Here is a 23386-nt window from a genome sequence, read left to right on the forward strand (position 1 = left end):
CGGTAGCACACGGATTCTCCTCCTACCCAATTTGGTGCGGCGCAGCTAAATCTGCCAAAACGACGCACCGCGCCAGCCGTCCCTTCGTCCGGTATCTGCCGCTACACGGGTCTTCGAGCGAGGTGGCATACGGGCAGAAGCGGATCGAAATCGCCGCACTTCCGCAACGCCCGACCGCAGGAACTTTCAGATCGGATGCGTATCGATCTAGGAATTGTGCCATTCCTTCAATATTGCTGAGGCATCCCAGTCTGGGACACCACTTCCTTAAATAAGTTTGTGGCCGTACACACAGGTTGCAACGCGGCAAAAACCTGCGGGCGGGGAAATCAAGATGAAAATCAGATGGATGTCTGCTGCGCTCGGCGCGGCAGGCCTGCTTTCGGCGTGCGACGGCGGGACCAGCAACGTGAACCTTGCAGACAGTCGGCTGACCAGCGGTCTCGTCGACCTGTCGGTGGTGAATGCCGGCACATCGCCGGGGCAGTCGCAGATCACCGATGCGATCCGGCTTGCCCGGCAGACCACGTTCGGGCCCACGCCCGCGGTGTTGCAGCGGATCGCCACGGTGGGCACCACGGGCTGGATCGACGAGCAGCTTGCCGCGCGCGGCAGCACCTATGCCGATCTCGCGGTGCCGCAGCGAACGGATTTCTGCAAGGACGGCGCCTGCAGCCGCCGCTATTTCACCCGAACCGTGCCGGCGATGCGCTTCTACGCCAATGCCGTGTCCGGCGCCGACCAGCTCCGCCAGCGCGTCGCCTTCGCCCTGTCGCAGATGATCGTCGCATCCGAGGCGGAGGAGCCCTCCGCCGCCGGCATCGCCGGGTTCAACCAGCTGTTTCTGGACAATGCGTTCGGCAATTACCGCACGCTGCTCAAGGCGGTGACGCTCAACCCCTATATGGGCGCCTATCTCGACATGGCCGGCAGCAGCAAGGCGGCGCCGTCGGAGAACTACGCGCGGGAATTCCTGCAGCTGTTCTCGATGGGCCCCAACCAGCTCAACGCCGACGGCACGCCGCGACGCGACGCCACCGGCGGCACCATTCCCAATTATTCGGCGGACGACATCCGCGGGGTGGCGCGGGCGCTCACCGGCTGGGGCCCGGCGCGGATCGGCAATGCCTCCCCGCTCGACCGCTATGGCGCCGACGATGTCCATCCGATGATCCCCGCCACCGATCGCTATGACGCAGGCGAGAAGGTGTTTCTCGGCACCCGCGTTCCCGCCGGCGCGACGCCCGAGGCGAGCGTGGACGCGGTCGTCGACGCCGCGTTCAATAATCCCTCGACCGGGCCGTTCGTCTCGCGGCACCTGATCGTGCACCTCGTGACCGCCAACCCCAGCCCCGCCTATGTCGGCAGGGTCGCCCGGGTGTTCGCAAACAATGGCAGCGGCGTTCGCGGCGACCTCAAGGCGGTGGTGCGGGCCATCCTGCTCGATCCCGAGGCGCGCGCGGCGCCGCGCCCCGATCGCGGCAAGCTCAAGGAGCCGATCCTCGTCATGGTGGGCCTGGCGCGCGCCATCGGCATGACGACAGACGGCTATGTCTTCGTCCTTCGCGACAAATATCTCAGCCAGTCGGTGATGCGCGCGCCGTCGGTCTTCAACTTCTACCCGATCGACTATCCGCTGCCCGGTAGCAGCACCCTGCGCAGCCCGGTTTCGAAGATGCTGAGCAGCGGCCTGGCACTCGGCATCCACAATTTCGTCGTCGGCTGGACGCTGTTGAGCAACCCGGCCAACGCGGAGTTCGCGCCCGCCACCGGCCTTGGCACCACCTCGGGCACCAAGGTGACATGGACGAGCTGGGAAGCCTTTGGCGACAATCTCGACGCGATGATCGCTGCGGTCGACGTCTTGTTGCTGGGCAACAGCATCACGCCGACCCAGCGGACCGCGCTGCGCAATGCCGCGCTCAGCATCACCGACAAGGATCCCCAGTTGCGCGCCCGCAAGCGTGCGCAGCTGCTCTTCTACATCGCCGCGACCAGCCCCCTGTTCCTCGTTGACCGGTAAGGAACCGATCCGATGACGCTTTCCCGACGCGATTTCGTTCGCCTCACCGCCGGCACCGGCGCGCTCGCCACCCTCGGCCAACTCGGCCGCACCGCAGCGAGCGCCGCGCCGAGCGGCAGCTACCGTGCGATGGTCGGCATCTTCCTGTACGGCGGCAACGACGGCTGGAACATGGTAATCCCCACCGACGCCCGGCACGCGGCCTATCTGGCAGCCCGCGGCAATGTGGCGCTCCCCCGCAACCTGCTGACCCCGCTGACCAACACGGCCTATGCATTGCACCCGTCGATGGCGGCGCTGCGACCGATCTGGGACGAAGGCGCGCTGTCGATCGTGCTCAATACCGGCACGCTGTTCGCTCCGCTGACCAAGGCGACCTACCAGACCCGCCCCGATTTGCGCCCCAGCAACCTGATGAGCCATTCGGACGAGCAGGATCATTGGCAGGGCCTGCGCGCGCGCGAAGGGAGCAGCGACGGCTTCCTCGGCCGCATCGCAGATCGCATGCCGGCCGGGCAATTGCCCCCGCTGATGTCGCTGTCGGGCGGGACGCTGGCCGTCATCGGCAAGCAGACGACGCCGCTGATGATGTCCGCCGGGGGGCTGCCGATGCGCGAGGGCTATCGCGCGAACGAGGTCGCGAAGAACCTTGCGGTGGCGGCGCTGGCGACGAATGATGGCGGCCCGGTGATGGACAGTGTCGCGAAGACGTTTTCGGAGGCCTATGATCGAACAGTGCTGGTCAACCGGCTGCTGACCGGCGAGAGCAGCGTCACCGCCTACTTCGTCGACGGCAACGGCAATGCGCTCACCAGCGACGTCGCGGCGCAGCTCCGCGGCGTGGCGCGGATGATCGAGGCACGTGGGTCCCTTGGCCACAACCGGCAGGCGTTCCTGGTGGGCATGGGCGGATTCGATCATCACGCCAGCCAGGTAGCCGGCGGCATTCCCGCGTCTGGAACCCATGCCGGCCAGCTGGCGGATCTGGCGAACGCGATGGCGGCGTTTCACCGGGCGATGCAGGCGCTGGGGCTGGGCGCCAACGTCACCACCTTCACGATGAGCGATTTCGGCCGCACCTATGCGAGCAATGCGCAGTTCGGCACCGACCACGCCTGGGGGAACAACCATCTGGTGGTGGGCGGCGACGTGGCGAAGGGCGGCATCTTTGGCCGCTACCCCGATCCCGTGCTGGGCGGCGCCGACGACATCACCAGTCAGGGCCGGTTTATCCCGGGCATCGCACAGGAAGAATATCTCGGCGCGATCGCCCGCTGGCACGGCGTGAGCAACGCCGATCTGCCCTATGTATTCCCGAACTGGAGAACCTGGTCGACCGCAGGGCGCGGACCGCTGCGGCTTTTCCGCAGCTAAAGGGGAATACTCGGCTCGCCAAGAAAGCGGGCGCGGGTGGAGAAGCCTGCGCCCTCGACCGTGATCTCGTTGAACGACGGCGGCTTGTCGCGGGTACGTTCCGAAAGCGTGCCCGCGCCGATCAGCCGCACGACACGGTCGTCTATGCGATGCTCGATATCGAACGGATCGTGGACATGGCCGCTCAGGACCGCATGTGCCCCGGCCTGGGCCAGCGCCGCCAGCGCCCGCCGCCCGCCCCGCGTGCGGGAGGTGGCGCGGGTGCCGGCCTCGACCAGCGGGTGATGCGCGGCGACGAACACCAGGTCGCCCGCTGGCACGGCCTCGGCCAGAGCCAGCGACTTTTGCAGGGCGTGCATGCTCACATGCCCCTTCGACCAGTTGGTGCGGAACTGGAAGCGCGCGGTGGTCTTGAGCGGCACAATCGAAACGCCGCGGATATCGAGCGGACGTTCGATCATCCGCTCGAGCGCACGATATCGCCGGTACGGCATCGCCAGTCGCGCGAACGGATTGAAATAGGGAAGGTCGTGGTTGCCGACCTCCACCGTCGCCGGCACGCCGAGACTTTCCAGCCATTCGGCTGCGGCGGCGAACTCCTTGGCCCGCGCACGCATCGTCAGGTCACCGGTCATGATCACCGCGGCGGGCTTCTCGTCGCGAACCTTGGCGTTGAACCAGTCGACAGCCTCGCGGTTCTCGCGGCCGAAATGCACGTCGCTGACATGGAAGAAGCGAGTCATGCGGCCGGCGCCTCCGCGCGCGTGGCAATGAATGTCTCCAGGCTGCGCCCGGCGCGGATGGTGGTGCCAGAGTCGAGCGTCTCGGGCTCGCCGTCGAACAAGGCCAGTACCGGCTTGCGCTCGGCGAGCCGCAAGTGCTCGGCCCGGCTCTCGGTCACCGCGCGCGCCGCGACCCAGTCGCCGGTCACCCATTCCCAGCCGAGCTGCGCGATCGAGCCCCAGTCGCGCGCATCGACGGCCGCGACCTCCAGTCCGTCGAGCGTCGGCGTGACGAACACCGCCTGGTACCGATCGCCGAGCTTGCGGGCCCCCTCGACGCGAATGCCACGGCGGTGGAACGTGTTACGCCACGCGCCGCGCACCGCCGCGAACAAGCGCCCGAACCGGCCCTTGCGCACCACTTCTCGCGCCCGGAACCAGCTCGCCGCCGGGCCGAGGATCAGCCCGACGAACGCGCGGTGCTCGCCCGCGACGATATAGGGCAGCGCCACCCGCCGATCGCAGCCATGCGCGGCATGGATGATCTTGTGCGGATCGGTCTCGTCGTGCAGCGCCTTGGCGAGCAGGTTCATCGTGCCGCCCGGCAGGATCAGGAACGCGCCCTCCCAATCCGCCAGTGCGCGCAACGCGGCGTTGATCGTGCCGTCACCCGCGAACAACACCACCGTATCGACATCCGCCGCGTAGAGCATCGCCACCTCGGGCAGTGCATCCTCGGGGAAGCGCGTACGGCCGGCGAGCCGCAGCCCGCGTTCCTCGAACACCGCCTCCATCGCCTCGCATTTGGCCTGCGAGGTGGTGCCCGAATTCGGATTGGTGATGAACCAGAGCGTCTGCATGGCCCTCGTAACGCCCGAGAACCGATTTCGTGGCGTCGCCTCAGCGTCCGGTGAAATGCGGTTCCCGCTTCGCGAGAAAGGCGGCGATCGCTTCCCTGCAATCCTCGGCCTTGGCGGCGATGCTCTGGTGGTCGGCCTCCATCTCCATCGTCTCGGCCAGCGTGCCGGAAAGCGCCGCGCCCACCTGTTTGCGGATCAGCCCCAGCGCAACTGTAGGCATCGCGGCCAGCTTGGCGGCAAGCCCGTGCGAGACCTGGACCAGCCCGCCATCTTCCACCACCCGCGTCACCAGGCCGGCATCCAACGCCTCCTCGGCAGGCATCCGCTCACCGAGCAGCGCCATTTCGAGCAGCCGCGCGCGCCCCGCGGCCTTGCCGATCAGCCAAGTCGCGCCCGCATCGGGCACCAGCCCGATATTGGCGAAGGCAAGCAACAGATAGGCCGATTGCGCCATCACGACGATGTCGGCCGCAAGCGCGATCGACGCCCCCGCCCCCGCCGCCGCGCCATTGACCGCGGCGACGATCGGGATCGGCAGTTCGGCCATGGTCGCGATCACCGGGTTATAGTGCCGCCGCAGCGCCTCGCCCGAATCGCGCACGTCGACGCTGGCGGTGAGGTCCGCGCCCGCGCAGAACGCACGGCCTTCGCCGGTGAGCAGCACCGCCCGCGCCCCGTCCTCCGCCGCGCGCCGCAGCGTCGCCGCGAGCAGATCGAGCATGTCGGCGGTCAACGCGTTGAGCCGATCGGGGCGGTTCAGGCGCACCACCGCGACATCGCCTTCCATCGCAAGCAGCACGGGCGCGTCGGACATCCTCAGTTCTCCTTCTGGCTGGACGACGGGATGCCCGCGCGCGCGGGCCCGCGCAACTCAAAGCTCCTTCAGCACTACCGCCGGATCCGCGAGCTTCGCCGGATCGACCACCATCCGCTCGGTCACCAGCCGCTTGCCCTGCACATAGTCGCGCATGGCGTTGACACAGTCGAGCGCGATCACCCGGCCCTGCTTGAGGTAGACCACCGAGAAGGCACGCGCCGCGGGATCGCCACGCAGCACCGTCGCGTCATGGCCGATCGACAGGCCGACGGTCTGCAGCTTGAGGTCGTACTGGTTCGACCAGAACCATGGCACCGCGTCGTAATGCGCGTCCTGCCCGGTCAGCAGCTTGGCGACGACGTTCGCCTGGTCATTGGCGTTCTGCACCGATTCCAGCCGGATCTCGGCGCCGTCTGCGTAGGCGTTCACGTGCAGCGCACAGTCGCCGATCGCATAGACGTCCGGCAGGCTGGTGCGGCACTGCGCGTCCACTGCCACGCCATTGCCGCCCGCAGCACCCGCGTCGAGCAGCGGCGCAACCTCGGGCACGATCCCGATGCCGACGATCACCATATCGGCCGGCAGCACCTCGCCATCGGCGAGCCGCACGCCGCAGACGCGCCCGTCCCGCTCCTCGAGGCACTCGACGCGGGCGCCGGTGCGGATCTCGACGCCGTGGGCACGGTGCTCGGCCTCATAGAAGCGCGAAAGCGGTTCGCCGGCGACGCGGGCAAGCACCCGGTCCATCGCCTCCAGCACCACCACCTGCTTGTCCGCCTTGGTCAGCGCCGCGGCCGCCTCGAGCCCGATATAGCCGCCGCCGATCACCACGACGCGGCGGGTTGCGGGAAGCTCGGCGAGCAGTTGGTCGACATCGCGGCGGGTGCGGATCGCGTGAATGCCCGCCAGATCATGTCCGCTGCACGCCAGCCGCCGGGCGCTGCCGCCCGCCGCCCAGACAAGCGCGCCATAGCCGATGTGCACCCCTTCGGCATCGCTGACCGTCTTCGCCTCGGCATCGACCGCGACGACGCGGCGGCCGCGCAGCATCGTCACCTCCCGCTCTTCCCAGAAGCCGGGCGCGCGGATCAGGATGCGATCGAAGCTCTTCTCGCCCTTCAGATAGTCCTTTGAGAGCGGCGGCCGCTCATAGGGCAGCTCGGGGTCCTCGCCGATCACGGCAAGCGTGCCCGCAAAGCCGGCTTGCCGCAGCGCGATCGCGCATTGCGCGCCGCCATGGCCGCTGCCCACGATCAGAATGTCGAACTTTTCCAAAACGCCCTCTCCCCGTGCGCCCGATTTTCACATTGCTATGCTCCAGAGCATAGCGCCCCATGCAAGGGCAGACGGGAGGCTTATCGCGTGAAAGGCGCGCCGCCAACTGGTGGAAATCCTGCTTTCGTCAGCCTGGCGGGGGCGTATAGCCCCGCCGATCCCTGCGCGCCGGCTACAATATGACGCCTTTCGCCGCCAAATCTGCCACGATCAGGCCTGTCGGGATCGCCTGGTTGATCGGCGGATCGCAGCGCGGCCAGTCATAGCCGGCATGGTGCAGCGCTGCGAACACCAAGTCGCCATCGAACACCGGCGCGCCGGACGATCCCCCCAGCGTATCGGCGGTATGCCGGATCCGCGTCGCGAACGCCTCGCTGACCGCGCCGACATCGAGCCGCAGCGGCTGCGCATCGGGATGCTGCAGCACCAGCACCCCCTGCCGCGCCGCCAGCGCGCTCGCCGGTGGCGGGGCAAGCCGGGTATAGCCGCGCGGGTCGCCCCCGCCGATGATCGGTGCGTCGGCCAGGTTCTGCTCGATCCGCAGCAACGCATAGTCGAGGAACGCGGTCGAGGCGTTGACCGGCGTGCTGGCGAGATCCTCCGGCGCGAACATGCTGCTGGCGATCGCGGCGGTGGCCTTCACTCGCGTCGCCGGGGTGGTATAGCCGCTGGCGGCAAGGCGATAGTCGAACTCGCACACGACCGTGCCGCCCAGGCCGCCCTGCTCCTGCAGCACCGTCTTCACGACATGATAGTTGGTCAGCACGAGATCCGGCCCGACCAGCGTGCCGGTGCCGAAGCGCGTGCCGTCCACCACGATGCGGCAGATCGTGTCCTCCCGCGCCGCCAAGTCCTTGCGGAACTGGCGCGGATCATGGCCGATCGTGCCGCCCTTGCCGGGCCGCACCACCACCTGCAGCGCTCCGCTGTCCGGCGGCGGGGTGAACAGGCCGACGGTCTGGGCGAGATCGGCCAGTTCGAGCACCTTGGGCCGGGCGTCGCGCAACAGGGCGATCAGCAACTCGATCTCGTTGCGCGACTGGAACTCCTTCACGATCCGCAACGCCCGCGCCTCGTCGTCGAGATTCCCGCCGGCATAGCGGGTGGTGGTGTGGTTGAATCGCTCCATGAACAACGTGTCGAGCGTGTCCTGATCGAACGATTCAACCACCGCCTTCATCAGCTTGCCGGTATCGGACGGCTGGAGCTTCATTGGCCGGGCGCCCGCGGGTTCACAGCTGGATCTCGCCCGCGTTGACCAGCGCCTTCAGCATCACCGCCGTGCCGCACTGCTTCGAGACGGCGTTGGGATCATACTTGCCGTCTGCGACGAACTTGCCCTTGGTATAGTGGTTCGAGAACGACCACAGATAGGGCGAGTTGATGCCGTGTGTGCGATAGCCCCAGCCATTATAGGCCTCCCACCGGTACAGCACCTGCGCCAGGCTCCAGTCGGTCCGGCCCGCATAGCCCTGGAACTGCAGCGCATCGATCGCGCTCGACAGCCAGTCGCTCGGCGGGTTCCACGCGGGCGGGCGCCCGGCGGGGACATGGACGGTCTTATGCGCCAGCGGATCGCCGTTGTGGAGATGGGCGTTGAAGCTGAAGCTGGCTTCCAGCGCGTGGATCACGCCGATAAACCACCAGGGCACGCCGGTACGCTGCTCAGCTTCCTGGTAGCGCGGCTTGCCCTTTTGCAGCATCTGGCGGTGCCAGGCGACTTCGCCGGCATGGGCGGCCGGGAAGGTGCAGGCCGCGAACATCGCCTCATAAACCGGCTTGGCCGTGGCGAAATCGGGCGCGGGCGCCTCGACAAGCTCGTCCTCGGGGCTGGTCGCGAACGCGCGCTGTGCCTCGGACAGCCGCGACAGCAGCGCGTCCGCCCCCTCGCGCAACGCGGTCAGGCGGGCGATCACGGGTACGCTGGACGAGGCCTTGGCGATGTCGAGCGCCAGCGCTTCGGTCGCGCGGGACACCTCGTCGACGCCCTCGCCCGCGGTCGAGGCCGCATCGCCGGGCGCTTCCTGCGCAGGCATGGTCTGGTTGTCGAGAACGTCATCCTGCATCGCTTGCACTCCTTCGGGATTGCCTGAGGGATGGACGGCCGCCGCTCATCGCGCGGCTGTCGGGGTCGGGTCCGTACCGCTGGGGGTCTCGGTGCAGGACGCGGGCATACTGGTCGATCCGCCGCTGCCGCGCGCGACCGCGGAGAGATCGATCCAGATTTCGAAAATGCTGGACCTGCCGCCGGCGGGGTTCGCCTGGCAGCGCGGTCGGGCGCCGTCGCCGGGCGGCGCGGTCTTCAGCAGCGCCTGCATCACCAGCGCAGCGAGCCGCTGGTCCTTCTGCGTGGCGTAGCGGACCTCATACTGGCCCTGCCCGACCGGCCGTTCCTGCACATCGGGCATGGTGAAACCGGCCTGTGCCAGCTGCACGCGCACCGCCCGCGCCTGATCGACGCTCCCCCGTGCATAGTGGATGAACACCGTGGTGACCGGCCGCACATAGGCCCAGTACTGGATGCCCGACGGCCTGGGATAGGACTTGGCCACCCGCAGCACATAGACATCCGCATTGGCCGGCAGCACGCCGATCGACGGCTGCGACGCATAGTCGCCATCCGGCACCTCGGTGCGCAGCCAGGTGTCGAGCCGGGCGCGATAGATGCCCGGCTTGAGGGTCGCAGGATCGGCCGGGTTGCCGGCCTTGTCGCGGAGCAGCGGCAGCGCGGAACTGCCGATCCACATCGCCGCCCGCGTCGCAGGGCTGGGATCCGCGTCCTGCGCCGGCGCGCTGGCATTCGGCGCCAACTGGTCGACCAGCTGGGCATCCTGCAAGGTATCGATCGCTGCGTTCTGCGCGGCGGCGGCACCGTCCCGCGTGGCATTTGCGATCTCGCTTTGTGCCTGCTGCTTCGCCCACACCACCAGCAACCAGGCTAGCACGGCCAGCAGCACCACCATCAGCACCGAGAGCGCCGCCGACAGGCGGCGACGGCGCAGCGCGCGGCAGCTCGCATCCAGAAAGGCATGGGCATCGTCGCTCAACCCGCGCCCTTCCGGCGCAGCCTCCATCCGGCCCTGGAACTCGACCGCCTCGCGCAGCGCCTTGCCGCGCAGCAGGATCGACGTGCGCTTTCGGTCCTCCGCCCAGTTATGGGCATAGGTCTCCAGCCATTTGCGCCGGTTCGCGTCGAGCTCGGCATCGGCACCCATGGTGACGAAGACGCCCCAGCGATCGAGCAGCGGGCGGTGGTGCAACACCAGCTCCGGCACGGTGCCCGGCCCGCATTCGATCGCGCGGATCAGATGGGCTTTCTGCAATATCTGCCGGAGATTGGCAGCCTCTGGCGATCCCAATGCCGCATTGCGATCGGGCGGCACCAGCTGTGGCACGTCCGCGCCCCATTGCGGATCAAGCGAGAACAGGATGTCGCCCGCCAGTCGCTGCTCCCGTTCGGAGAGCCGCGCCATCACCGCATCGGCATGCGCAACGAATCGCTCCCGACACCCCGGGTCCGGCGGTGCGAGGGTGAGCAGTTCGGGAAAGCTCGCGCCCGGAATCGAGGCGATCCCCGATGCCCAATAGTCGGCGATGCCCTGCGCGGTATCGCGCTCGGCAAGGCCGTAGATCCATTGCCCGGCATCGCAGGCGGCAACCCGCAGCCCGGCGGCGCGGACCAGCAGGTCGGTCGCCTCGTCGGGGAGCATCGCCGAAGATGCGCCGGAGGCCGCGACCTGATGGTCCCGCAACAGCGAGGCCAGGTCCTGCCGCTCGCGCTGCAGGCGGAAATGCCGTTCGCGCAGTTCCGCAAGATCCGGCGATGCAGGCGTGAACGGTGCGGGCACACGCGGCGGCGGGGCCGCCTGTGCTTCCGGATCAGTTGCCATCGCCGTCCTCCACCAGCGCGAGGATCGGCTCGCGCAACGCGCTGATCCGCACGCACTGCCCCTTCAGCGCCTTGTCGACCGCGACGAAGCCGAGCCGGATCTTGCGGATCGCGCCAGACAGCGCCGCCGCCAGCGGCGCGCGATCGGCATCCTTGCCCGCCATCGCCGCATCCACATCCGCGAGCGCGCCGTCGAGCTCGACATTGGCCTGGGCCTGCCCCTGCCGCGCATCGGCGAGCAATTGCTTGATCCACGGCCAGCTCAGGTCGATCTGCTGCCAGTTCTGCGCCGACTCCGACGCAGGCAGCTGCGAACCGGTGGAAAGCAGCAGCCGCTCGAGCTCCCACACCTCGCCGTCCACCGCCTGCCAGGCGCGATGCAGCGCGATGGTCGCCTTGAGTTCGCGGGTCACGTCGTCGAGCTGGGTGGCGGCACCTTCGATGGTGGCGGCGAAGTTTCGCGCCAGCGGCAGCTTCGCGACCTGGCGCAGCAGCTTCACGGCCAGCTCGAACGGCACCTTGTCCGCCGTCTCGACGATCGCGTCGTCGAAGCGCGGCAGCTGCTGGCGGAGCACCGTGCGCAGCCGGAACAGCGCCGCGCGCACGTCGCTGCGCAGCTTGGCGCGGCGGAGCAGATCGAGCACCGACTGCACGTTCGCCAGCCAGGCGGGATTGGCGATCTGCGTTGCACGCCCCAGCGCGAGCAGCAGGTCACTCGCCTCGGCATAGAAATCGGCGATGCGATCGGCCTGGGTCGCGACATTGGCCAGCTCGGCCAGGCTGAGCTCGTCGGCGGCAAGCGCGGCGCGCTGGATCTCCTCATAGGTTTCGGTCTGCACGCTGTGCAGCTTGTCGTGGAGCAGCTTGCAGTTGGTCAGCGTCAGCAGCCGGCCCTCGACCTTCAGCAAGTCCTCATGCGCGCCGGCGATCAGCTTCTGGACCTCGGGATCCTTCGACTGGCTAAGCCGGGTCAGCGCCAGTTCGGGCGCCATGGCGACGTGCTGCGAAACCTTCGCCAGCAGCGCCTTGAGCTGCGGCGCGGCCTCGATCGCCGGCCGATCCTCGCAGAACCTGGCGAGGAAGCACTTCAACTTCTCGGGCTGCTCGCAATAGCGCGGCACCAGATCCAGCGCGATCCGATCGAGCGCATTGCCCGAGGCGGAGACCTGATCGATCGTGTCGCCGTTCGCCGCCAACATGATCGCCAGCGGTACCTGATCGCCCAGTTCCTCGATCGCCTCGATCAGCATCTCGCGGTCTTCCGGAGCGATGTCGAACGGCGCCATCGAGGATCAGCCGCGCGCATCGGCCAGCGCTTCGATCTCGTCGATCGACGGATCGGTTTCGACGATCCTGCGCACATCGGCAGAGGCGGAGGCGGGCTCGAACGGCTTGATCGCTACCGGGGGCTGCGCCTCCGCCACGACCGCTTCCAGCGCGGCGGGCAGTTCCAGCCCCGCCTCGGCAAGGTTCCAGCGCGGCCCGAAGCGGTAGACCGCATAGTACATCACCTTGGCCTTCAGGGGGGCCACGTCCTTGCAGCGCATCGCCTCGTAGAACATGCGGTGGACGTCGCGCCAGGGCCGGTTCTTCCTGTCACAATAATGGTCATGGACCACCGAGGCATCGCGATACTTGCCCTCGAACGGCCCGCCGATGATCGACCAGAAGGGCTGCGGGATCGAGGCACCGTCGACGATCGTGTCGGAAGGCACCGGCCAGTCCACGCCGTTCTCGGCATGATAGGCATAGGGCAGCTTCAGTTGCATGTGTCGCCCGTCTTCCAGCCACTGGGTGAGCAAGGTGCCTTCGAAACTACCGAAACCCGCGACCGCCGCGGCTGCCTCCAGCACCGATTCCTCGACGCCCGGCGTCCATGCCAGCGCGGTCGGGCGCAGGATCGCCACGCGGTCGCGACGGCGGGTGATCGGCGCCACCCGCACCTCGGCATGCTGGCTGCGCGCGATCGCCGCGCTGGTGGTGGTGCGGCCGCCGCCCCCGGCCTCGAACATCTGCTGCTGCCCCCAGGCGAGCGCGATATGGGTGACGGCGGCGGCATTGCCGAAGAACACGATGTCGCCGAGCTGGCTGTCGGCCAGCGTCACCGGCGTGCTGCGGCCCGGCTTGAGGAAATAGCGATACAGCCCCTCGGCGGTCTGGTCGCCCGGCGGATCGAGGTTCAGCCGGGCGAGCATCGCCTGCGCGAGCCCCGAACAGTCATAGGCATCCGGGCCGCTCGCCCCCCAGATATAGGGCTTGCCGAGTTCGGCGGTGCAGGCGGCACGGAAGGCGTCGCGGCTGAGCATCATCCCCTCCGATCAGGCGGGCTTGAACAGATCGTCGGCGATGATGCGGCACATCCCCATGGCAGGTTCCTCTCCTGTATTATGCGGTCGCGGTGGCGGAAAACTGGTCGGCCGCGACCACGTCCGGCGGGAAGTGGATGGCGGGGAGCAGTTCCTGCAGCCGGGCGAAGGGCACATGCTGGTCGGCCCAGCTATCCGGCACGATGAATTCCAGCGGCGTGTTTGCCAGATTCTGCTCGAGCACAAAGGCGAAGGCCTGCAGTCGCCCCTCCTTCACCGCGACCACTACCTTCCAGAACCGCCGCGGGATCTGCACGCGCACCGCGCCGAGATCGTCGACGCCGGCGAACCAGGGATCGTCGCCGGCCAGCACCGGGCCGGAGAACAGGCAGTAGCGCTCCAGCTTGGCCTGGGTGAACACCAGGTCCTCCAGCGCGCCCCAGTTGTTGCGATGGTCCGATCGGTTGAACCCGGCGACCTGCGGCGAGCAATTGGTGACATGGTAGGTATCGCCATTGGCGGCGCGTACCTCGTCGAAGCTGTCGCCCCAGGCGACATCGTCGCGGCGGACCAGATGCCCCTTGTCGAACGCCTTGTTGTCCTTCTCGAAGAAGCGATCGGGCAGTTGCTCGGTGCCGCGCAGGCGGGGATCGTTGAACCAGCGCTCGACATCGCCGGACCCGAGCCCGGTGAGCCCCTTGCGGGTATAGTCATGGCCTGCCTCGGGCCGCTTCTTCGCCGCCGAGGCATCGACATTGGCGGCGGTGAACAGCGCCAGCCGGCGCGCCTTGTCCATCACGATCGAGAAATGGTGATAGGGGATCACATAGCCGCCATCCTCCAGCCGCGCGACCAGCGCCGGATCGGCAGGCTCGGGCAGCGGCACGTCGATGCCCAGGAAATCGGACCGATAGCCGCGCCGCACCACCTCCGGGCCGTCGTGCAGCGGCATGGCGGCGCGTTCCAGCACATCGCCGGCCAGGCTCTCGCTCTCGGCGGCGGCGCGCACGGCGGCGATCTGGCCCGTCGACAGGGTGATGCTGAGATCGAGCGGGATCTGGAGGCGCAGCGTGGCCCTGCTCGAAGGGTCGACCGGCACCGGTGCGGCGTCGACCGTCGGCGCTCCCGTCGGTGCGGGCGCAGGCGCCGCTGCAGGGGCACCGGCCGGCGTCACCTGCTCGCGCGGCGACCACCACTGATCCCACGCGCCCGACTGGCGGCGCGGGGTGCCGCCGAAGTTGACCCCGGCATCGATCACCCGCCCGTCCTTGGCGAGATCGGCCGTCGGCACCGCGTAGTTGCGCGCCAGATAGACGCCGCCGAAATGCAGGGCGACCACCGCCCCGGTCGCCGGGTGGAACACCGCCGCGCCAGAACAGCCTCCCAACGTTGAACTGTCGTGCGTGATCGCCGACACGTCCTTGCCGAAGCTCCCGATCGTCCAGCGCGGGCCGAGCAGGCCAGGCTGCAGCCGCTTGATTCCGTACCGGCCGCCGAACACCTGGTTCTGCACCTCGGCATTGTTGCGCGGATCGAACGCCGGATAGCCGATCACCGCGACCTCGCGCGCCGCCGCATCGATGTCGCCGAGCCCCATGCGCAGCGGGGGCCGCGCCTCGCTGGTGAACTCCACCTTCAGCAGCGCCATATCCCAATAGGGATGGATCATCAGCACGTCGCGCACCACGAAGGGCGCGCTGCCGCCATCGGCCTCCTGGCGGAAATCGACCGCCGCCTGCGCCCCCAGTCGCATCCTCGGCTTCGCCGCCCCTGCCCCCTCGGCGAAAAGCTCGGCGACATGGCGGTTGGTCATCACCAGCCCGTCCCCGACCACGAAGCCGGTGCCGCCATAGGGCAGGCTGGGATGGCTCGGCAGCTCGATCCGTCCGATCGACGGCAGCGCCCCGGTGATCGCCTGGTGCACCGGCGGCTGGTTGAACGCTAGCCAATCGGCATGGGTGACATTGAAGTTGCCCGAGGCGATGTCGATCGCCGGGCGTTTGTCCGGAATGATGATCGCCTCGAGCGCGAGCGCTTCCGAGGCTTCGAGCGGCTGTCCCTGCGCGATCTTCTCCGCCGTCCGCGCAACCAGTTCGTGGTGCGGCGTGTCGACAACAGAAGCCGGGATCAGAGTCCCCGGCTCAAGCGCAACCGCCTCCTCCAGCGGATTGTCCGACCGGCCGAGAATCTGATTCAGATACCCAACGGCACTTTCCTGGCGACTGCCAGACGCGCTTCCCGTCATGGTTTCCCCCCACGCCCCCCGGCGCTCGACAGATAAGACTCGTTTGTCGTACCATAATTTCAATCACGCATGCCACCGGATTCTTCTCCGATTAGATCGACTATCTATCGGATCGCCACGGCGCCGAAATAATACGGGAAATTCCATCAATGCGGATTCTGGAAAAACATCCGCGTTGCTACAAAGACGCCAACCATCGCAGAGCCTTCGCCAGGGACTCTCAACCCGTGCCAGCGTCATGCCGCAGCGTTTCTGGCGGAAATTGCATGCGGTCGACGGCGCCGGGCGTGCCATCTTTTGCCATGCCCGCGGCAGACCGCATGACGGGACACGATGCTTGGCCGTTTCAGCCTGCGTGGAACGAACAACACCGGTGAAGGCTAGAGCGGCAGGTCGCCCACCGAGGCCCGGCCTACTACCCTTGTACCGAGCAACAGCCGCCGTCTGTCTCCGTTGTTGGTGCCGATGCGGGAGACGAGGATCGCCACTGCCTCGCGCGCCATTTCTTCGACCGGCAGCTCGACGGTCGTCAGCGCCGGCTGGGTGAGCGCCGACAGATCGATATCGTCAAAGCCCAGGATCGAGAGATCGCGTGGGACGGCCAGGCCCAGGTCCTGCGCATGGCGCATTGCGCCGATCGCGATCAGATCGGCGCCGGCAAACACCGCGGTTACCTCGCGCTTGGCCAGCGCCGCCTTCACGCTCGGCTCCAGATCCACCGAAAAGGCGTTCTCGAGGTTGAAGACGATCTCGCCGCCCCCGGCAAAGACGCTTTCCACCCCCGCACACCGGTCCCGCATCGCCGCGATGTCAAGCGGCCCGGCGATGATGCCGATCCGGCGATGCCCATGATCCCAAAGATGCTGCCCCGCCAGCCGGCCGGCGGCGAGATAGTCCACGGTCACCATGTCATAGCCGTCGATCGTCCGGTCCAGCACCACCGTCGGCGTGCGCGCCAGAACGCCGGCCGAGGTGTCCTTGTCGCGGATCGAGAACCAGACGACGCCATCGACCCGCAGGCCCGCCGCGGTCGCCAGCGCCTCCGCCTCCAGCGCCTCCGAGCCTTCGGTGTTCATCATGTAGATCTGGTAGCCCGCCGCCCGCGCCTCGCGGAACACCGCCTGGACGAGCGCCGCGAAGAACGGATTGCCGAGATCGGGGACGATCAGCGCCAGCATGCCCGAGCGGCCGGACCGCATCGCCTTGGCGTTGAGGTTGAGCCGGAAGCCAATCCGCTCGGCAACTTCCAGAATGTGCGCGCGGGTCTTGGGGCCGACCGAGCCGGTGCCGTTGATCGCGTAGGAGGCGCTGGTCAGCGATACGCCCGCTTCCCGCGCCAGATCCTTCAACGTCGCTGTCTTAGGTCGGTCCGACTTGCCCACGTATCATCCGTCTCTTCGATCCTTTGTCGGTTAGGTTCGTCGGCCCGGTCTGCCAAGGCGTATCCGTGCAGGGTGGGCGCTTCGAGCGAGCCGCTACGCGGCGGCGAGCGAGAAGCCCGCCGGCGCGCCGATCCACGTCCCAGGCGTCAGAACTTGACCCGGAAGGAGGCGGTGACGCTGCGCGGTGCTCCCAGGAAGTATCTCCCGAGCGATCGGCCCGGCAGCCCCGTCTCGGTGGCCGTTGCCGTCGCGCTGCTCACCGATCCGAGATAGGCCTTGTCGAACAGGTTATCGACGTTGAGCTGGACCATGCTCTCGCGCAGCGCCCCGAGCCGCGGCAGCGTGTAGCGCGCCGACAGGCCGAACAGCGCATAGCCGGGGATCCGCTCGATGCCGATTTCGGCGAAGCTGGTCGGTGCGATGATGTCCCCACCGACGCGGCTGCTGACGTAGCGGACATTGCCCTGCAGGCGAACGCCCGCAAGCGGCTTCACCCCGATCTCGCCATAGACGCTGTGCCGCGGGATATCGCGAACGTCGCTGCCCGCGATGATGCCCACCGATGCCAGGTTCAGCCGATCGCGCGATCCGGCCACGGCGTCGTCGTACCGCGCCCGCTGGTAGGCATAGGTCGCGTACAGGTCGATCCACGGATAGGTGGCGAGCCCGGTCAGTTCCACACCGTCGGTGGTCTGCCCCAGGATCGTCGCCGCGCGCGTGGCGACGTTGCCGCGCTGGATATCGACGGGATCGGTCACGGTCGGATCGTTGGGCACGATGCCGACGCCGTTCTTGAGATGCACATGGAAGCCCTGCAACGAGAACGCATAGTGCGTCGTCGTGTAGCGCATGCCGCCATCGAGGTTGATCGACTGGAGCGGCTTCAGCTCGCCGGGCTGGATGACCGCGGTCGATCCGAGAAAGGCGTCCTCCGGAATGCCGGAGAAATTGCGCGCATAGCCGCCGAAGATTTCGAGGTGCGCAGCGGGCTTGAGGCTGAGCGCCAGCTTGGGTTGCACCGGCGCGTTCTGCCGGAAGTTCAGGCGTGCGGCATATTCGAGCGGCGAGCGCGCCTTGTAGCGGATCGTGTACCAGGTCAGCCCCGCGTCGAGCCGCAGCACGTCGGGGATGATGTCGATCGAATCCTGCCCGTAGAGTTCCACGGTCGAGATCGACGTCCAGCGATCATACAGCACGTAGGACGGACGCCCCGCCTTCCATGCCAGCTGCGTGGTCGACGGAACAATCGGGTAGAAGTTGCGCGTCTCGGTCGAGGTGCCGCCGTCATACCACATGCCGAGACGGAAGCTGTTGCGCGGGAGCACGTCGCGCACCGCGAGTTCCGCCGTCGTGCCATAGCGTTCGCGCGTGCGCGGGGTGACGCGCATGTCGGCGGGGCCGCCAAAGACGTTAGGGTTCGACGTGGTGGCAAGCGACGGCCGGATCGCGCCCCCGGTGGCGGTATAGCCCAGCACCGCGGCCGGGTCCCCGCCCGCGAGCTGGCGATGCCGGTTCTGGTAGCTGGTCGAAAAGCCGTCGAGCGTCTGGTAATAGGGATTGACGCTGATCGTCACCTGCTCGCCCGCCACCAGCCTGCCGTTGAGGTAGCCGAGGAAATCGCGGCGGGCGCCCCCGAAGGTGCCGCCATAGTTGAGATCCTGGTTGGGGATGCCGGTCAGCGCATCGTTGAGGTTGTCGCTGCGCGGATTGGCGCGGAATTGCGGCAGCGTGACGAGGTTGAAGTCGTTGTCGAACTGGCTGTTGTACGACGCGCGCGCCTTGAGGAACGAGCCGTCGGCAAAGGTCTTCACCGCCTTGAACTCGCCGTGATCGCGGTAGGCGCGCCGCGCCTTCGGCCCTGCCCAGATGTCGTTATACTGGTGCGAATAGCTGCCGTACATCGCGAAGCCGCCGGGCAAAGCACCGGTGTCGACCCGCACATACTCGCGGGTGAAATTGTCGGTGCCGACGCCGGCTTCCGCGGTGATCGCGGCTTGCTTTGCCGGATCGTCGGTGCGGAAGTCGATGAACCCGCCGAGCGCGAAGCGGGACGGCGCGCCGATATCGCCGGCGCTCTGCGACACGATGATGCCGCCGATGTTGCTGGAATCGATGAAGCGCTGCGGCGGCGAGCCGCCGTTGAATCGGGCATCGCCGGTGGGAATGCCGTCCAGCGTCAGCCCCACCTGCTCCTTGTTGAGCCCGCGCAGGAAGAGCTCGAACGAGAAGGAGCCACCGCGCGCATCGCCGGTGGAGACCTTGACGCCGGGCACCTTGGCGAGGCTCTGCGTCACGTCGGCGCCCAGCGGACGATCCTCGATGTCCGCCCGCTCCAGCTCGAAGGTCGCGCGGGCCTTGCCGGCGCCGAGGCGGCGCGCGGTGACGGTGATGTCGGCATCGTCGGACGGCGACGCCGTCTCCGCTGCCGCTTGTCCGGCCCCCGACTGCTGCGCCAGCGCGGGCATTGCCGTGCCGGCGAGAAGCACCCCTGCCCCGAAACGCGAAACCACCCAGCGCGACCGTTTTCCGATGTTCATGTCCCTGCCCCTTTTGAGTCGAGGCGCACATCGCAGGCTGGTGTTACGGCTTAGTGAAACGTTTCACTTTTCATGACATAGCGCACGCATGCTCCGTGCGGCATCATCATCCGCCCCAGTCTGCCACCATGCGCGGTGCAGGGTTGCACAAATCCGGCGGGTTTGTGTTGACCGCAGCGGTGTGGTCGTGGCAATCGGCGAGCGCATCGTACGGAGCCGTGCAAATCGCACTGCAATCCAGGCCGATGCCGGAACCTAGAACCTATGGTTTTCTGGGCTTTCGCGGGTGTAGCTCAATGGTAGAGCAGAAGCTTCCCAAGCTTACGACGAGGGTTCGATTCCCTTCACCCGCTCCATTTTCCGATCCCAAGAAATCCCATACCGCTTTGTAAATCGCAGAAATCTGCGGCATTTTTCAGGGCATCCGGTTCGTGACCGCTCGTCCCAGCGGCGATGCGTCGATACCTGCTTATGCTGGAGGGTAGCGAACCCAGGCTCCAGCCGCTCCCGCGCAAAACGACGCGAACCTCCCCGTTCACCACGCCCATCGATCGCCGCAATCCTCGCATGCGCACTCCCCGGGCCCGAGGGGCGTGATGTTGCACGAGGGGCAGATGCCCGGTCGATGCCCATGGCGGTGCCACCGATGCGCGAGCGCCCCCAGGCCGCAGATGCAGGCAAGGACGATCGCCAGCGGGATCATGGCCAACGGGTTATGCATGACGGGGGGCTCCGGTGCCGCGGGAAGCGCGGCCGACCTGCGACAGCCGTGCTCGCGCCGCGGCCAACGCGCTGCCGATGGCCGTGCCAGGATCCGCACTAAACCACCGATCGGGCATGATTTTCCTGGCGGCCGAAACGCTCTCCCGGATTGCAATCACGGGAGGATGTCGGCGTCCGCTCCCCCTACCGCTTCCGCGGCAGGACGCCCCGATCGCAGGCCCATGCCCCGCCGGTCGGCCCGCCGAGTGCGAACCCGCCGGTATGTAGCAATATGACAACGTTGTCATTTTTACAGCCAACCAAGCGCCAGAAAACTGACGGCGCGGTCTTCCGCGAGAACGAGATGGTCCACCAGCCGGATGTTCACCGCATCGAGCGCGGCGAGCAGGCGTCGCGTGATCGTCCGGTCTGCCGCGCTGGGACTCGGATCGCCGCTCGGATGGTTGTGCGCCATCACCACCCCGGCCGCGTCGAACGCCAGCGCGTCCGCGACGATCTGCCGCACCGGCACGTCAACCGCGCTGATGCAGTTCCCGCGCAGGTGCCGCATGCCGAGCAGCCGACCATCCCCTGCCAGAAAGGCAAACGCCGCAACTTCCGTCTCCGCCCGCGCTAAAGGACCGAACAGCGCATGCGCGGCATCGAAACTCAATATATACGACGCATGTATGCATATATTCATAACTATATAGGTAACACGATGCGAAGGCGCTGGGAAGATGATTCGTTTCGGAATCGTTTCAGACGAAGGTAGATGACTCCGCCACCCAGCCTCGCTAGGTTGTTGGCATGCGTCAATATCTTGATCTGATGGCCCGCGCGCTCAACGACGGCGTGGAGGTGATGGACCGCACCGGCACCGGTACCCGCAGCGTCTTCGGCGCGCAGATGCGCTTCGATCTTCGGGCGGGGTTTCCTCTGCTCACCACCAAGAAGCTGCACCTCCGGTCGATCCTGATCGAGCTGCTGTGGTTCCTGCGCGGCGACACCAACATTCGCTGGCTGCAGGAGCGCAAGGTCAGCATCTGGGATGAGTGGGCCGACGAGGCCGGCGATCTCGGGCCCGTCTATGGCAAGCAGTGGCGCAACTGGGAAACAGCGGACGGCCGCCATGTCGATCAGATCGCCGAACTGATCGAGACGCTGAAGACCAACCCGGCCTCGCGCCGCATGATCGTCTCCGCCTGGAACCCGGGCGAGCTCGGCGCGATGGCGCTGGCGCCCTGCCACTGCCTGTTCCAGTGCCATGTCGCGAACGGCCGGCTGAGCCTGCAGCTCTATCAGCGCTCGGCCGACATCTTCCTGGGGGTGCCGTTCAACATCGCCAGCTATGCCCTGCTCACGCATCTGCTCGCGCAGCAGGCCGGGCTTGAGGTCGGCGACTTCATCTGGACGGGCGGCGACTGCCACCTTTACCTCAACCATCTCGACCAGGCGCGGGAGCAACTGTCCCGCACCCCCGGTCCGCTGCCGCGGCTGGAAATCCTGCGCAAGGCGCCGTCGATCGACGGCTACGAATTCGAGGATTTCGCGATCCACGACTATGTCGCGCAGCCCCATATCAAGGCGCCGGTCGCGGTATGATCAGCTTCCACCTGGCCCGCGCCGACAACGGCGTGATCGGCCGCGACGGGCAATTGCCGTGGCGGCTGCCGGCTGACCTCAAGCGCTTCAAGGCGCAGACGATGGGCCGGCCGATGATCATGGGCCGCAAGACCTTCGAATCCTTCCCCGCCCCCCTGCCCGGCCGTCGCCACATCGTGCTGACCCGGGATCCACACTGGCAGGCCGACGGCGCCGAGGTGGCGGATGGTCCCGATGCCGCGCTGGCGCTGGCGGGCGACGACGCCGCGGTGATTGGGGGCGCCGAGATCTTCGCGCTGTTCCTCGACCGCGCCGATCGGATCGAGCTTACCGAAGTCCATGTCGATGCCGAGGGCGACGCGCATGTTCCTTCCTTCGACCCGGACCAGTGGCGCGAAACGGCGCGCGAGGGGCACCCTGCGGAGGCCGATCGCCCCGCCTACGCCTTTGTGACGCTGGAACGTCGCCGGTGAAGCGCGCGATCCTGATCGGCCTGGCGGCCCTGCTTCTCATCGGCGCCATCGGCTTTTTCGGGATCGCACCGGCCTTCGTGGAAGGCAGCATGAACGGTGTCGTCCCGACACCCCTGCCCAAGGTCACGGCGCAGACCCGCGCGCTCCACGCCAGCCTGCAGATCGCCGACATGCACGCGGACACGCTGCTGTGGCGCCGCAGCCTGCTCGATCGCGCCCAGCGCGGCCAGGTCGATCTGCCGCGGCTGCAGGCGGGCAATGTCGCGCTGCAAGTGTTCTCGTCGGTCACCAAGACGCCGCGCCACCAGAATTACGACGCCAATGGCGCGGACAGCGACAACATCACCCCGCTCGTGATCGCCCAGCTCCAGCCGCCGCGCACCTGGACGTCGCTGCTCGAACGCTCGCTGTGGCATGCGGAGAAACTGACGCGCGCCGCCGCTGCCTCGAACGGCCAGCTGCGCGTGATCCGCACCCCTGCCGATCTCGACCGGCTGCTCGCCGACCGCCAACACGGAGAGAAGGTGACCGGCGGACTGCTCTCGATCGAGGGCCTTCAGGTGCTCGACGGCAAGCTCGCCAATGTCGATCGGCTTTACGCCGCGGGATTCCGGATGGCAGGCTTCGCGCATTTCTTCGACACCAGCGTTGCCGGATCGATGCACGGCGAGGCGAAAGGCGGACTGACGCCGTTCGGCCTGCAGGTGCTGCGGCGGATGGAGGCGCTGGGGATGATCGTCGACGTGGCGCATGCCAGCCACCATGCGGTGGCGGACATTCTCGCCGCGGCGCGACGCCCCGTCGTCTCCAGCCATGGCGGCGTGCAGGAGACCTGCAAGGTCAACCGCAACCTTAGCGACGAGGAGATTCGCGGCATCGCGCGGACCGGCGGCGTGGTGGGGATCGGCTATTGGGAGGCAGCGGTCTGCTCGACCAGCCCGGCGGCGGTGGCGGCGGCGATCGCCCATGTCCGCGACCTGGTCGGGATCGACCATGTCGGGCTCGGCTCGGACTTCGATGGCGCGGTGACGACCGGATTCGACGCGTCGCAGCTGGCGGTGGTCACCCAGGCGCTGGTCGATCGCGGCTTTTCCGAGCAGGAGATCGCCAAGGTGATGGGGGGTAATGTGCTACGGGTGCTGCGGGCGGGAATGACGGCGCGGTCCTAAGCGCATG

At 67.5% G+C, this 23386-nt stretch carries 18 protein-coding genes and 1 tRNA gene; 6 read left to right on the plus strand and 13 right to left on the minus strand.

Features of this window, described 5'->3' with window-relative positions:
- The first annotated feature begins 334 nt into the window (after positions 1–334).
- Together SAZ01S_RS09875 and SAZ01S_RS09880 are read left to right on the plus strand one after the other, a co-directional pair.
- Complete coding sequence (locus SAZ01S_RS09875) at positions 335–2023, plus strand: DUF1800 domain-containing protein (RefSeq protein ID WP_084582108.1); 1689 nt, start codon at positions 335–337, stop codon at positions 2021–2023.
- Positions 2024–2035: 12 nt separating this feature from the next.
- On the plus strand, positions 2036–3397 hold the full coding sequence (locus SAZ01S_RS09880) for a DUF1501 domain-containing protein (RefSeq protein WP_084582109.1): 1362 nt from the start codon (positions 2036–2038) through the stop codon (positions 3395–3397).
- Here the strand turns inward: SAZ01S_RS09880 and SAZ01S_RS09885 are convergent.
- The 12 genes from SAZ01S_RS09885 to SAZ01S_RS09940 all read right to left on the minus strand — a co-directional run bounded on the left by SAZ01S_RS09885 (position 3394) and on the right by SAZ01S_RS09940 (position 19430).
- Positions 3394–4140, minus strand: a complete 747-nt coding sequence (locus SAZ01S_RS09885) for a metallophosphoesterase family protein (protein WP_084582110.1) — start codon at positions 4138–4140, stop codon at positions 3394–3396. The two genes, SAZ01S_RS09880 and SAZ01S_RS09885, sit on opposite strands and share 4 nt — an antisense overlap.
- On the minus strand, positions 4137–4979 hold the full coding sequence (locus tag SAZ01S_RS09890) for a diacylglycerol/lipid kinase family protein (RefSeq protein ID WP_084582111.1): 843 nt from the start codon (positions 4977–4979) through the stop codon (positions 4137–4139). Before SAZ01S_RS09890 ends, SAZ01S_RS09885 begins: the two co-directional genes overlap by 4 nt.
- A 40-nt stretch (positions 4980–5019) precedes the next feature.
- The gene (locus SAZ01S_RS09895; protein ID WP_084582112.1) at positions 5020–5793 is read right to left on the minus strand and encodes an enoyl-CoA hydratase-related protein; all 774 of its coding nucleotides are present in this window, start codon (positions 5791–5793) and stop codon (positions 5020–5022) included.
- A gap of 57 nt (positions 5794–5850) precedes the next feature.
- A complete protein-coding gene (locus tag SAZ01S_RS09900) occupies positions 5851–7071 on the minus strand; it encodes an NAD(P)/FAD-dependent oxidoreductase (RefSeq protein ID WP_084582113.1) in 1221 nt (406 codons plus the stop codon).
- 172 nt (positions 7072–7243) lie between these two features.
- Positions 7244–8284: a trypsin-like serine peptidase gene (locus tag SAZ01S_RS09905; RefSeq protein WP_084582114.1), complete on the minus strand. Its 1041-nt coding sequence runs from the start codon at positions 8282–8284 to the stop codon at positions 7244–7246.
- 19 nt (positions 8285–8303) lie between these two features.
- Positions 8304–9137 carry a hypothetical protein gene (locus SAZ01S_RS09910; RefSeq protein WP_084582115.1) on the minus strand — a complete coding sequence of 278 codons (834 nt, stop codon included), beginning with the start codon at positions 9135–9137 and terminating at the stop codon, positions 8304–8306.
- A gap of 45 nt (positions 9138–9182) precedes the next feature.
- A complete protein-coding gene (locus SAZ01S_RS09915; protein WP_084582116.1) occupies positions 9183–10961 on the minus strand; it encodes a hypothetical protein in 1779 nt (592 codons plus the stop codon).
- The gene (locus SAZ01S_RS09920) at positions 10951–12246 is read right to left on the minus strand and encodes a hypothetical protein (RefSeq protein ID WP_084582117.1); all 1296 of its coding nucleotides are present in this window, start codon (positions 12244–12246) and stop codon (positions 10951–10953) included. The genes SAZ01S_RS09915 and SAZ01S_RS09920 overlap by 11 nt, the downstream gene beginning before the upstream one ends.
- Before the next feature lie 6 nt (positions 12247–12252).
- A complete protein-coding gene (locus SAZ01S_RS09925; protein WP_084582118.1) occupies positions 12253–13269 on the minus strand; it encodes a DUF1353 domain-containing protein in 1017 nt (338 codons plus the stop codon).
- A gap of 76 nt (positions 13270–13345) precedes the next feature.
- A complete protein-coding gene (locus tag SAZ01S_RS09930) occupies positions 13346–15511 on the minus strand; it encodes a DNA/RNA non-specific endonuclease (RefSeq protein WP_084582119.1) in 2166 nt (721 codons plus the stop codon).
- 380 nt (positions 15512–15891) lie between these two features.
- Positions 15892–16860, minus strand: a complete 969-nt coding sequence (locus SAZ01S_RS09935; RefSeq protein ID WP_218018053.1) for a LacI family DNA-binding transcriptional regulator — start codon at positions 16858–16860, stop codon at positions 15892–15894.
- A 179-nt stretch (positions 16861–17039) separates the two neighbouring features.
- Complete coding sequence (locus SAZ01S_RS09940; protein ID WP_084582121.1) at positions 17040–19430, minus strand: TonB-dependent receptor; 2391 nt, start codon at positions 19428–19430, stop codon at positions 17040–17042.
- A gap of 282 nt (positions 19431–19712) precedes the next feature.
- Here SAZ01S_RS09940 and SAZ01S_RS09945 point away from each other — a divergent pair.
- Positions 19713–19786: transfer RNA gene (locus SAZ01S_RS09945), tRNA-Gly, on the plus strand.
- 656 nt (positions 19787–20442) lie between these two features.
- On the opposite strand, the gene SAZ01S_RS09950 is transcribed toward SAZ01S_RS09945, so the two are convergent.
- On the minus strand, positions 20443–20805 hold the full coding sequence (locus tag SAZ01S_RS09950; protein ID WP_245824751.1) for a JAB domain-containing protein: 363 nt from the start codon (positions 20803–20805) through the stop codon (positions 20443–20445).
- Between the two features lie 137 nt (positions 20806–20942).
- Here SAZ01S_RS09950 and SAZ01S_RS09955 point away from each other — a divergent pair, with 137 nt between their 5' ends.
- Genes SAZ01S_RS09955 through SAZ01S_RS09965 form a run of 3 tightly spaced genes read left to right on the plus strand, consistent with a single transcriptional unit; the run spans position 20943 to position 23379 of the window.
- Positions 20943–21737, plus strand: a complete 795-nt coding sequence (locus SAZ01S_RS09955) for a thymidylate synthase (RefSeq protein ID WP_084582123.1) — start codon at positions 20943–20945, stop codon at positions 21735–21737.
- The gene (locus SAZ01S_RS09960; protein WP_084582124.1) at positions 21734–22210 is read left to right on the plus strand and encodes a dihydrofolate reductase; all 477 of its coding nucleotides are present in this window, start codon (positions 21734–21736) and stop codon (positions 22208–22210) included. Before SAZ01S_RS09955 ends, SAZ01S_RS09960 begins: the two co-directional genes overlap by 4 nt.
- Positions 22207–23379 (plus strand): dipeptidase, encoded by a 1173-nt coding sequence (locus SAZ01S_RS09965; protein ID WP_084582125.1) that lies wholly within the window; start codon positions 22207–22209, stop codon positions 23377–23379. Before SAZ01S_RS09960 ends, SAZ01S_RS09965 begins: the two co-directional genes overlap by 4 nt.
- Positions 23380–23386 lie beyond the last annotated feature (7 nt).

This window comes from Sphingomonas azotifigens NBRC 15497 (assembly GCF_002091475.1).
Lineage (GTDB): Bacteria > Pseudomonadota > Alphaproteobacteria > Sphingomonadales > Sphingomonadaceae > Sphingomonas > Sphingomonas azotifigens.

What these genes read in the sequence shown, in the direction of transcription:
- SAZ01S_RS09875 (WP_084582108.1), top strand. Translation starts at nt 335, where the DNA reads ATGAAAATCAGATGGATGTCTGCTGCGCTCGGCGCGGCAGGCCTGCTT.
- SAZ01S_RS09880 (WP_084582109.1), top strand. Translation starts at nt 2,036, where the DNA reads ATGACGCTTTCCCGACGCGATTTCGTTCGCCTCACCGCCGGCACCGGC.
- SAZ01S_RS09885 (WP_084582110.1), bottom strand. Translation starts at nt 4,140, where the DNA reads ATGACTCGCTTCTTCCATGTCAGCGACGTGCATTTCGGCCGCGAGAAC.
- SAZ01S_RS09890 (WP_084582111.1), bottom strand. Translation starts at nt 4,979, where the DNA reads ATGCAGACGCTCTGGTTCATCACCAATCCGAATTCGGGCACCACCTCG.
- SAZ01S_RS09895 (WP_084582112.1), bottom strand. Translation starts at nt 5,793, where the DNA reads ATGTCCGACGCGCCCGTGCTGCTTGCGATGGAAGGCGATGTCGCGGTG.
- SAZ01S_RS09905 (WP_084582114.1), bottom strand. Translation starts at nt 8,284, where the DNA reads ATGAAGCTCCAGCCGTCCGATACCGGCAAGCTGATGAAGGCGGTGGTT.
- SAZ01S_RS09910 (WP_084582115.1), bottom strand. Translation starts at nt 9,137, where the DNA reads ATGCAGGATGACGTTCTCGACAACCAGACCATGCCTGCGCAGGAAGCG.
- SAZ01S_RS09915 (WP_084582116.1), bottom strand. Translation starts at nt 10,961, where the DNA reads ATGGCAACTGATCCGGAAGCACAGGCGGCCCCGCCGCCGCGTGTGCCC.
- SAZ01S_RS09920 (WP_084582117.1), bottom strand. Translation starts at nt 12,246, where the DNA reads ATGGCGCCGTTCGACATCGCTCCGGAAGACCGCGAGATGCTGATCGAG.
- SAZ01S_RS09925 (WP_084582118.1), bottom strand. Translation starts at nt 13,269, where the DNA reads ATGATGCTCAGCCGCGACGCCTTCCGTGCCGCCTGCACCGCCGAACTC.
- SAZ01S_RS09930 (WP_084582119.1), bottom strand. Translation starts at nt 15,511, where the DNA reads ATGACGGGAAGCGCGTCTGGCAGTCGCCAGGAAAGTGCCGTTGGGTAT.
- SAZ01S_RS09940 (WP_084582121.1), bottom strand. Translation starts at nt 19,430, where the DNA reads ATGAACATCGGAAAACGGTCGCGCTGGGTGGTTTCGCGTTTCGGGGCA.
- SAZ01S_RS09955 (WP_084582123.1), top strand. Translation starts at nt 20,943, where the DNA reads ATGCGTCAATATCTTGATCTGATGGCCCGCGCGCTCAACGACGGCGTG.
- SAZ01S_RS09960 (WP_084582124.1), top strand. Translation starts at nt 21,734, where the DNA reads ATGATCAGCTTCCACCTGGCCCGCGCCGACAACGGCGTGATCGGCCGC.